8 protein-coding genes are annotated in these 8,932 nt (G+C 44.2%); 4 read left to right on the forward strand and 4 right to left on the reverse strand.

The window, feature by feature from the left end; all coding sequences use genetic code 11:
- The 3 genes from BO225_RS00275 to BO225_RS00285 all read right to left on the reverse strand — a co-directional run.
- Positions 1-959 (reverse strand): RNA-guided endonuclease InsQ/TnpB family protein (locus BO225_RS00275; protein WP_076340304.1); only part of this gene is annotated, 959 nt, incomplete at its 3' end.
- Positions 925-1,566: an IS607 family transposase gene (locus BO225_RS00280; RefSeq protein ID WP_076340305.1), complete on the reverse strand. Its 642-nt coding sequence runs from the start codon at positions 1,564-1,566 to the stop codon at positions 925-927. The genes BO225_RS00275 and BO225_RS00280, both read right to left, overlap by 35 nt.
- A gap of 108 nt (positions 1,567-1,674) precedes the next feature.
- Entirely contained in the window at positions 1,675-3,180 is a 1,506-nt protein-coding gene (locus BO225_RS00285) for an MATE family efflux transporter (RefSeq protein ID WP_419185459.1), read from the reverse strand.
- Here BO225_RS00285 and BO225_RS00290 point away from each other — a divergent pair.
- From BO225_RS00290 to BO225_RS00305, 4 genes are all read left to right on the forward strand, one after another.
- Positions 3,175-3,447: a hypothetical protein gene (locus BO225_RS00290; RefSeq protein WP_076340306.1), complete on the forward strand. Its 273-nt coding sequence runs from the start codon at positions 3,175-3,177 to the stop codon at positions 3,445-3,447. The genes BO225_RS00285 and BO225_RS00290 overlap by 6 nt on opposite strands.
- A gap of 83 nt (positions 3,448-3,530) precedes the next feature.
- Positions 3,531-4,361: a hypothetical protein gene (locus BO225_RS00295; RefSeq protein ID WP_076340307.1), complete on the forward strand. Its 831-nt coding sequence runs from the start codon at positions 3,531-3,533 to the stop codon at positions 4,359-4,361.
- 84 nt (positions 4,362-4,445) lie between these two features.
- A complete protein-coding gene (locus BO225_RS00300; RefSeq protein ID WP_076340308.1) occupies positions 4,446-6,182 on the forward strand; it encodes an ABC transporter ATP-binding protein in 1,737 nt (578 codons plus the stop codon).
- Positions 6,175-7,980, forward strand: coding sequence for an ABC transporter ATP-binding protein (locus tag BO225_RS00305; RefSeq protein WP_076340309.1), 1,806 nt, complete (start codon positions 6,175-6,177; stop codon positions 7,978-7,980). The genes BO225_RS00300 and BO225_RS00305 overlap by 8 nt, the downstream gene beginning before the upstream one ends.
- A 61-nt stretch (positions 7,981-8,041) precedes the next feature.
- Here the strand turns inward: BO225_RS00305 and BO225_RS00310 are convergent, their stop codons facing one another.
- Complete coding sequence (locus BO225_RS00310) at positions 8,042-8,455, reverse strand: hypothetical protein (RefSeq protein WP_076340310.1); 414 nt, start codon at positions 8,453-8,455, stop codon at positions 8,042-8,044.
- Positions 8,456-8,932 lie beyond the last annotated feature (477 nt).

The raw sequence follows: 8,932 nt of genomic DNA on the forward strand, positions 1-8,932 counted from the left end.
TGGCCTTTGTTCTTCCCGATAACGATCGTCGCGATATCATGGCTTAACGCTATATCAACGATGCGTCTGCTTGCTTCATGGGCAAAGCGATCGATCTTCTGGTCCCGGAAGAACTCAAGCCTCTCAAAACGTCTGCTTGAACGGGGCTGATTCGAAAAATCATGGGCCTGATACAGTCTGGCACGCTCCTTGTTGTAATACTGGTTGAGTGCCTTGATGGGGCGGCCGTTGATCAGGACAGGCTGGAATCCGTCGACATTGGAAGCCAGGGCAAATGCATTGTCCAGCCCCAAATCGATACTCAGGTACCGGCCGTTATCCGGTTTGTAGGCGATTTCTTTATTTGTCCTGTAGACCACTTCAACAATGAATCGGCCATGCTGGGGGATGATCCTCACCTGCTGGATGCCGCTTGTTTCCTTATGCTGGAGTTCAATGCGAAAGTTGTCCAGTACAGGAATCTCGACATATCCGCCCTTACGCAGTTTGGCTGTCTGATTGTCGATGAAAATCGGAGATCTTCCGCCTTTCTTGTGATATCCGGGCAGCTTCGGCCGTCCAGTGAACTTGTGAGGGGCTTTCCGGTAGGCGTCCCTGGCTTTTTTCCAGGAGCTCATGGTGTCACTCACGCAGCGAAGGATCTGCTGGACAAGATGAACGCTGTTCATAGACGAGTAGATCATGCAGTCCTTCTGGTCTCTCGATTTCTTGAGACTCTTGTCCAGCTGAGAATAGGTCATCCATCTTCCGTCGAACAGGGCCTGGCGGACCCGGTATAAAGCCTGGTTGTAGACATTGTTTGCTTTATGGGCGTACTCGTCCAGCACTCTGTAATGGCTGTTAGAAGGCCGGATGACATGCCGCTCAACAAGATGTTCGTACTGGATTTCCGTCAGTTTTTGGCGACGTTGGGCATAGCTTTCTTCACGATTCCTGTTGGACTTCTGTCTTTTTGCCATCGCATTCACTTCCTTCCTCTCTTCCATCAGCCAGGGCTTCTTTGATCTTTTTCCTTCTTCCAGAATCCATCCTCATCGAAAAAGCGTGGAGCAGGCTGACGATCTCTTCGAATATCTCCTGCTGATCAGTCGTCTTGTCTGTCAGTTCAGACATGACGACGATCTCGACATGGTATTTGGCGAACAGATATTTGAACAGATCGAACCCAACCCGGCTCAATCGATCTTTATAGGTAATGATCACAGTCGATACTTTCCCTGCGATCACAAGGTCGAGCAGTTCAAAGAACTCTTTCCTTTTCTCAAAAGATATGCCGCTGGCAATATCCCGAAAAGCACCGGCGACCGGATACCCCTGCTTCATCGCGAAATTCTGCAGGTTTTCCATCTGATTTTCCAGATCATGTTTCTGTTTGGGCGTAGATACCCGTGCATAGAGATACACTCCCCGTTTTTCGCCTTTGTTGATCAGTGCATAAACAGAATCTTCGTCCCAATCATACTGGCCGGAAGGAAGCTTGTTTGCTTTCAGGATTCCGTCTTTCCTCCATCTGAGCAGGGTGGAGCGGCTGATCTGGAGAATCTTCATTACTTCATTAGCTTTCATGTAAATATTATATCAGATAGTATAAGATAGATATATTAAATTTAAATAATTATTCTATATATCTTCTCACATCAAAAAGAAACACCTAAAAAATAAAATGTTTAACTTTCACATCAAGGCGAAAATCCTTTGTTTCAAATAGAAATAGAAGACAATCGAAGAGCTGGCCCATGTGAGAGGATAGACCCAATAGACAAATTGGATATCGTGAAACAAATAGCCCGTCACCATTAAAAAGGATACACGAAGCACGCACCAAAACAAAAGCATCACATACATCGGAATCATCGGTTTTCCATATCCTCGCAAGATCGCCGCGGCCGCATGCGAATAGGCGAGCAGAAAATAAAATCCGCAATTGCACCATGCTCTTTGAGCGCCAAACTCGATCACTTCTTTATTCGAATCGAACAGTCCGATCAATTCTCGAGCAAAAAGCATAAATAAGAGGCCGACGATCTCGGCGCTCAGCATAGAACACAAGATCCCGAAGTTCGCCCCTTTTTTGCAGCGACTCAATTGGTTGGCGCCAATATTTTGCGAGACAAAAGTCGAGAGCGCCATATTGAAAGACATGATCGGCAAGAACGCGAAACCTTCAAGTTTCGAATATGCGCCACATCCTGCCATGGCCATCGCTCCAAACGCGTTGATATTGGATTGGACGATCACGTTGGCAAAGGAAATGATCGAATTCTGCACTCCTGTCGGAAGACCATAAACAAGGATCTCTTTCAAGCAGCCAGGATAGAAACGGATCTTTTTAAGTTCGATCGAATACGAGGCGCCTTTTTTCTGCATCCAGATCAGCAGCAAGAAGGCAGAAACAAATTGGGCGAGGATCGTGGCCCAAGCTGCGCCATCGACCCCCATCTTCCAGACGAGAATAAAAAAGAGATCGAGCGCGATATTGAGAAGCGAAGAAAGAATCAAAAAATAAAGAGGCGTCGTCGAATCGCCGACCGCTCTCATGATCCCGGATAAAAAGTTGTACAAGATCAAGCCAAGCGATCCTAAAAAATAAATGGAGAAATACAAATTGGATTGTTCCATCACATCCGAAGGTGTCTGCATCCATACTAAAAGAAGGGGAGAGAGCCATCTTCCAAGGATTGTCAAAACGATCCCGATCAAAAAGGAAAGGGCGATTGTCGTATAGATCATTTGCTTCATCCTTCGCTCGTCTTTGGCTCCGAATAATTTGGAGATCACCACCCCAGCGCCTAATGACATTCCATTAAAAAAGCCAACCATCAAAAAGATCAAGTTGCCTGAGCTTGAGACGGCTGCCAATGCTTTTGAGCCAAGATAATTGCCGACGATCAATGAATCCGCCGTATTGTAAAATTGCTGGAAAAGTTGCCCTATAAAAATCGGCATCGTAAATAGGAGCATGTTTTTCCAAATCGATCCTTCGCTCATCACGATTTGAGATTTCTTCATCCTCATCCTTCTTTCTGCTCTTCTATTGTAAGAAGAATATATCTGTATGACAACTTGAAGTTTGTCCAAATTAGTTTTTAATATGATTTTATTGGAAAAAAGGGTACCAAATATGGAAAAATATTGTATGATTAAAACAGAACAAAAGAAAGGTACTAGGAAGAAATGCAATATCAGGAATCACTACAGGCATTGCTGATCAATAAGAAAAAAGGGATTTCTTATCGGACGCAAAAACCAATTTTTCAGCTTGTTTTTCAAACACATCATGGGATCATCTCTTTAGATGTGGAAGAAAACGCGTTTTATGCAGTTATGATCGGATATTCTGGACTTTTGAAATATGAAGACCATCGTGTCCTTTCATTTGGCCCATGGATCAAAGAGACGATGTATCCATATCCAAATCGAATCGATCTTTCTTGGCTGAATTCTTAATTCAGCCTTTTTCATTTCATCTCGATTGAATTCTAGAGTTCTTGAACTTACAATATTTTTTAGTACAGGAGGATTGAGAACCCATGAAGAAAGAAAAAAATCTTCGCGTTTTCTTATATGTCGTTCTCGTGCTTTCCTTGATCTATACGTGTTTTACGATATTTCAAGCCTACGCGACTTGGAGCGTTTACTACCAAGGCATGAGTTACGACCCAATTGAACTGATTGCTTATCTTGTAAGCAATTGTTATGTTCCACTTTGTTTTACTGTCATCTTTTATGTAATGGTGAGCGCCCTCGATATTTGGTGCACGGCCATTGAACGAATCACTCCCAAGAGCACGCTCGAAATGAGTGATCAATTTTTGAAAAACGAAGAGAGAAAAGAGGAGAAAGAAATGAATCAAGTTGAAAAAGATGTTCGCGAAGTCACTCGCGAAGGCGTGAAAGCAGCCAAAGAAGAAAGAAGAGCTGAAGTCAAAGAAGCTAGAGAAGACGCGCGTGAATTGAGAAAAGAAGCCCGCGAACTTCACAAAGAACAAAAAGAAGCGATCCGCGAAGAACGCAAAGAAGCTTTGGATGATCTTCGCGAAGAGCGCAAAACGATCGATGAAGATGTTCATGCCGAGCGGAAAGCGACCAACGCCCAAGGTTTGGATCATGAGGACAAAGAAGACTTGCATCATGTAGAATTCGAACAAAAGTGGGACGCTTTAAAAGATGAAGTAGAGCGTGAGCATCAAGTGCGCGAAGAAGCTCGTGAAGAGTTCAAAGAAGCACGTGAAGAAGATCGCGAATTAAGACAGCTCGCCCGCGACGAAGTCAAAGAAGCCAAAGAAATGGGTCGTGAAGAAGTCAAGGATGTCAAAGCAGCCGCTAAGGACATGCGTGAAGCGGCCAAAGGCAACGATTAATTCAAAAAGAATTTCCCCTATGTTTAAAAATAGGGGTTTTTTTGTGCCAAAGCGTATAATGGAAAAAGGTAGAGGAGGGATCGTGTGTCGGATTTAAAACGCATTGCGCAAGAAACAAAAGGGATTCGAAAGTATTTTGTTTTGGCGATCGTCTTTGTCGGAATCGAAACACTTTTTGAAGTTTTGATTCCTTTGATCATGGCGCAAGTGATCGATCAAGGGATCTTGGCTCACAATATCAAAGTTTTTGTGTATGGGGGCGTGGGGATGGGGACATGTGCCCTACTATCTTTATTGACGGGGCTTTTATATGCTCGCTTTGCCGCCATTTCAAGCACTCGATTAGGACAAAGGCTGCGGGATCTCGAGTTTGAACGGATCCAAAAGTTTACGTTCACGAATTTGGATCATTTTGAGACGAGTGGCATCATTACTCGTTTGACTAGCGACGTGACGATCGTGCAAAACGCCATTACTTCAGGCCTTAGACCGATGGCTCGAGGTCCGATCATGCTTGTTTTAGGTCTTGTGATGTCGTTCTTGCTTTCTTGGAAGCTTTCGCTCATCTTTTTTGTCGTTTCGCCTCTTCTTGTCTTGATCTTAGTCTGGATCGTAAAGAAAGTGAGTCCACAATATCCTTTGCTTCAAAGTTCGCTGGACGAGATCAATCGTGTGGTGCAGGAAAATTTGATCGCTATACGTACGGTGAAGGCATTCGTGAAGGAGAAGGCGGAACTTCAAGAATTTGATGAAGTGAACGCGAAAGTCGCAGGAATTACGGAGAAGACATTTCATTATGCTTTGTTCAACACGCCTGCCTTCCAGCTCTGCATGTATGCGACGATCGTTTCGATCATGCTTGTTGGAAGCAATATGATCTTGCAGCAAAGTTTGCAAGTGGGCGATTTGACTGGGATCCTTTCGTATGTCTTGCAGATCTTGAATTCGTTCGTAATGTTATCCAATGTCTTTTTATTGTTGACTAGGTCGATGGCGTCGATCCAAAGGATCGCGCAGATCTTGAACGAGCCTCTTCAAAGCGATGTAAACGATCCAGTGACCTCTATGGACGATGCGACGATCGAATTCAAAGATGTACGATTTAAATATAGCGCCAACGCGCAAGAGTATGTATTGGACCATATCAACGCTCGCTTTGAGCAAGGCTGGCGCATCGGCATCGTGGGCGGAACGGGAAGCGGAAAGACTTCGCTCGTGAGCTTGATCCCGCGTCTTTATGATGTGGATGCGGGAGCGGTCTGTATAGGTGGAATCAATGTAAAAGATTATGATCTCTCGTTTTTAAGAGAGCAAGTCGGGATCGTACTTCAAAACAATGTGCTTTTTTCTGGAACGATCTTAGAGAATTTAAAGTGGGGAAATCCAGACGCTTCTTTGGAAGAGATCAACTGGGCTTGCAAGGCGGCTTGTGTCGATGAGTTCTTGCCTCGACTTGATCAAGGTTTGAATATGAGACTTTCTCAAGGAGGAACAAATGTTTCAGGAGGACAGAGGCAGCGTTTATGTATTGCCAGGGCGCTTTTGAAGCATCCAAAGATCTTGATTTTTGATGATTCGACAAGCGCGGTCGATACGAAAACGGATTGTCGGATCCGCTCTTCCTTGGCCAAGATTTCGGGAATGACACAAATCATCATCGCGCAGCGGATCTTGAGCGTGCAAGATTGTGATCTGATCGTCGTGATGGAAAATGGAACGATCGCTTCGATGGGTAGTCATGAACAATTGCTCAAGACGTGCGCGATCTATCGAGAAATCTATGAAAGTCAGCAGAAGGGAGGCGAAGAGAAGCATGGCTAAATATGGTCGTCCGCAAAACTTTTGGAAAACTTTGAAGCGTCTTCTTTCTTATATGGGGAAGCATTCGTTTTTGTTTTTTGTGATCATGGTCTTGGTGGCGGTTTCTGGCTTGGCGAATTTGTTTGGGGTGTTCATGATTCGGCCGATTGTCAACGCGCTTGGCGAAGGACAAAGCGAGCAGGCGATGCAGGGCATTTTGATCATGGCAATCATTTTCACTTGTGGCGTTCTTTCTTCACTTGGCTATACGCAGATCATGGCGAAAGCGGCTCAAGAAGTCGTCAAAGATCTTAGACATGATTTGTTTGAAAAGATGGAGTCGCTTCCGATCAAGGTGTTTGATTCGACAAGTCATGGAGATATCATGTCGCGTTTTACCAACGATATCGATACAGTTTCCGACGCGTTGAATAATTCGTTCGCGATGATGATCCAAGCTTTTATTCAGGCTGTCGGGACTTTGGTGCTTCTTTTTGTGCTCAATTGGAGATTGTCGCTGATCGTAAGCGCGTTCTATATCATCATGATGGTGTATATTCGTATTTCAGGGAATACGAGCAAGAAGTATTTTTCTCGCCAGCAAAAACAGCTTGGAATCTTGAATGGATTTGTGGAAGAGATGATTTCAGGCCAGAAGGTCGTGAAAGTGTTCAATCATGAAGTTCAAAACGAGCTAGATTTTAAAGACAAGAGCGCCGCTTTGCAGACGGTTTCTCAAAAGGCGCAAAGTTTTGCCCAGACGATGGTTCCTATGGTCGTTTCGCTTTCGTATGTGAATTATGCGATCGTGACGATCGTTGGTGGGCTTATGGTGTGGAACGGGAGTATGGATCTTGGTTCTTTGGCTTCGTATTTAGTGTTCGTTCGTCAGGCGGCGATGCCGATCAATCAGTTTACGCAACAATCGAATATGCTTCTGGTCGCGATTTCGGGCGCGGAGCGAATCTTTGATTTCATGACGATTCCCGAAGAAAAAGATCAAGGCGTCGTCACATTTGAATATGTGGATGGAAAGCCGATGTGGCTCCATCCAAGAAGGACGCAGCCTCCAGAATATGTGCCTGTCAAAGGGGAGGTCGAGTTTGTGCATGTGGATTTTGGCTATTCGGCGCATCATCCAATTTTGCACGATATTTCGGTGTTGGCCCAGCCTGGACAGAAGATCGCTTTTGTTGGCGCGACAGGCGCGGGCAAGACGACGATCACGAATTTGATCAATCGGTTTTACGATATTCAAAAAGGACAGATCTTGCTAGATGGGATCGATATTCAGCTGTTCGCTAAAAAAGATTTAAGACGTTCTTTAGGAATCGTATTGCAGGATACGCATTTGTTCACAGGAACGATCAAGGATAATATTCGTTTTGGCAAGGAAGACGCGAGCATGGAAGAGGTCATTCAGGCCGCGAAGCTTGCCAACGCGCACTCGTTTATTGAACGTTTGCCCAATGGATACGAGACGATCATCACCAACGATGGCGCCTCTTTATCGCAAGGGCAAAGGCAATTGATCGCGATCGCGCGCACGGCGATCATTGATCCGCCCGTTTTGATCTTGGATGAGGCGACAAGTTCGATCGATACGCGTACTGAAAAACTCATCGAAAAAGGAATGGACGCTTTGATGGAAGGAAGAACGGTGTTCGTAATCGCGCATCGGCTTTCAACGATCCAAAACGCCGATACGATCGTTGTCTTAGAAAAAGGCAGGATCATGGAAGAAGGCAGTCACCAACAACTGCTTCAGAAAAAAGGCATGTATTATCAGCTTCATGAGGGTATGTTCGAATTATCGTAAGCAGGTAAAAGAAAACAAAAGGACCGGATACTGAACAAGGAATCCGATCCTTTTTATGCGCTTAATGAAAGTTGAAATTAAATTTTAAATAGGAAACAAGCTTATCCTGCGCGTCCAGAGCGCGGGAAAAATCATTTTGCGATTTGTAGTAGTCGGTCAATAAAGAATAAAACGGAATTTCCAGTTCAACCGCCCGAAAGTCGGGAAGCAGGGAAGTGATCTGAGAAGCCAAAGAAGCGATATCCGGTTCCTGATCCAACACGGCCAGCACGAGCTTCATAAACAGTCCAATAAGAACAGCGCGTTCTTCCTCAAAATTCTTTTCAAGAAACTCAATCGCGAATTGTCTTGCCAGTTCAAACTGGTGCAGGCGATAGTTGGAGAAGGCGAGAACGATGTAAATGTCGGGGAAAGTGCTTCCTAAAGAGAGCGCCTGCTTAGCGTATTCAAGGGCTTGTTCATCCTTTTCCTGCATGAATAAACACCAGGCAATATTATCGTAAAGAGATGTCTCTACAAGATTATTTTGAATTTGGTCCTTTCTTGATAATAGATTTGAATAAATTAAATTGGCACGTGAATAAATTTTAAGCTTTAAGTAGAGATTCGCTTTATGCATTTGCACTGTAACAAGCCGCCGATAAGAACCTGATTTCTGTAGATTTGTTTCAGCCTGTTCGATTATTTCTAAAGCAGAATAGTAATTATGGCAATTATTAAAACGGTAAGCCAAGTGATATTCAACTGAAGTGTACCCTTTGTCAAGGACAAAATAATTAGTAGTGATCCTATTTACTGAACAGATGTATTCTTATTTTTGATTTTATCTTTGTTTACTCTCCGTATACATTTCGATTTCGACTTGCAGATAAATATTTATGCAGTGTCTCTTTACAATGGGTTGTCCCTTGGTAAACTGCCGTGCCTTCTGCGAAATGGTGATCCATTCATT

Source organism: Dubosiella newyorkensis (genome assembly GCF_001945605.1).
Classification (GTDB): Bacteria; Bacillota_I; Bacilli_A; order Erysipelotrichales; family Erysipelotrichaceae; genus Dubosiella; species Dubosiella newyorkensis.